This window comes from Moorena sp. SIO4A1 (assembly GCF_010672065.1).
In the GTDB taxonomy this organism is placed as follows: Bacteria; Cyanobacteriota; Cyanobacteriia; order Cyanobacteriales; family Coleofasciculaceae; genus Moorena.
The window spans coordinates 1-1,277 of the sequence record NZ_JAAHHX010000829.1; the positions used below are offsets into that span (position 1 = coordinate 1).

Sequence of the window (1,277 nt, forward strand, 5' to 3'; positions counted from 1 at the left end):
ATCGGGAATCGGGAATCGGTAGAACTGGCATCTTGCCAGTATCCTGCCTTGGGAATCGGTAGAACTGGCATCTTGCCAGTATCCTGCCTTGGGAATCGGTGGAACTGGCATCTTGCCAGTATCCTGCCTTGGGAACAAGAAAAGTTGCACCTGGCTGATAAGAAACGATCAGCCAGAGTTCAATGCAACTATCAACTCACAAACTACAATAATAACAAAAAGTAAGCATTCAGCCGTCAGCTATCAGCTATCAGCAATCAGCGATTAGCGCTACGCGCTACTTGAGATGCTACTTGAGGTGCTAATGCGCTACAGATGGTGCTACAGATGGTGCTATCAGCTTATGGGCGTCACAGCGTCGTTCGCACAGCGTGGCCAAACGCGCCCCGCGTGGCCTTTTGGCCAAGGCCAAAGCCTGTGCCACGCTAATTGAGGTGCTTTTGAATAAAATAAGCTCACGGCTGACAACTGACCACTGAGAGCTGACGGCTGACGGCTGATAGCTGAATGCTTACAACAAAAACTCAGATAAATGCTGATCTATTTTAGATCTAGGTAAGCTGTTTGACCTAGTGGTGCGTTACGGGCAACAACCTAACCCTGGCTACGAGGCGGAAAATGAGGGCTCCCCTAAAGCACCACTAGCAACTGATTTGTTTACTAGCAGATAGGGTGCTAAGGTGCTCGGGTGCTGGAAAAGATTTGTATTAAGCCTAATTATCCTCAGATGATCTAATTATGGGCTGGGCGTTATTTGATATCATGTAAGTATTCAGCCAGAAATGATATAGCACTACCCATTCAGATGTTTAACATTTCTAAACTCCGAAACTTAGTCCTAGCTTACTTTTGACTTCTGACTTCTAACTTCTGACTTGCCTGTAGCGCTATATCACTTGCTGCCAAGCATAGGTTCACGAGCGCACAGGATCCGGGCGCAAGGGAAGCGCCCGTAGCATTGATTGGTTTGACCATTATGATCACAAGTGCTATGGTTTATTCCACTACTCGAATCAATCCACGGTTCACACCGTCATGAATCTCTTGGACTAGGATTTGCTCTTCTAGTGAAAGTGATGCCTTGGCTAGTAAAGCTGACATAAAGAGCTGTTGGTCAATGCGGGTAATTTGCCGCATATTAATAATACGCTTAGCTATGTGCTGCACTGGGAATTTGGGGAAGATCACTTGAGAGGGTTTCATGGGCTCCACATAATCTCTGTAATTTTAACTATCGGCAATTTTGAAGAGATATTCTGTGAGAGAGAGTCCTAGCT

2 protein-coding genes are annotated in these 1,277 nt (G+C 46.0%); both read right to left on the reverse strand.

Annotated features, from left to right (window positions below; genetic code table 11):
* Nucleotides 1–301: 301 nt before the first annotated feature.
* Nucleotides 302–424, reverse strand: a complete 123-nt coding sequence (locus tag F6K53_RS43260) for a hypothetical protein (RefSeq protein WP_293086867.1) — start codon at nucleotides 422–424, stop codon at nucleotides 302–304.
* A gap of 572 nt (nucleotides 425–996) precedes the next feature.
* A complete protein-coding gene (locus F6K53_RS43265; protein ID WP_293086870.1) occupies nucleotides 997–1,203 on the reverse strand; it encodes a hypothetical protein in 207 nt (68 codons plus the stop codon).
* Nucleotides 1,204–1,277 lie beyond the last annotated feature (74 nt).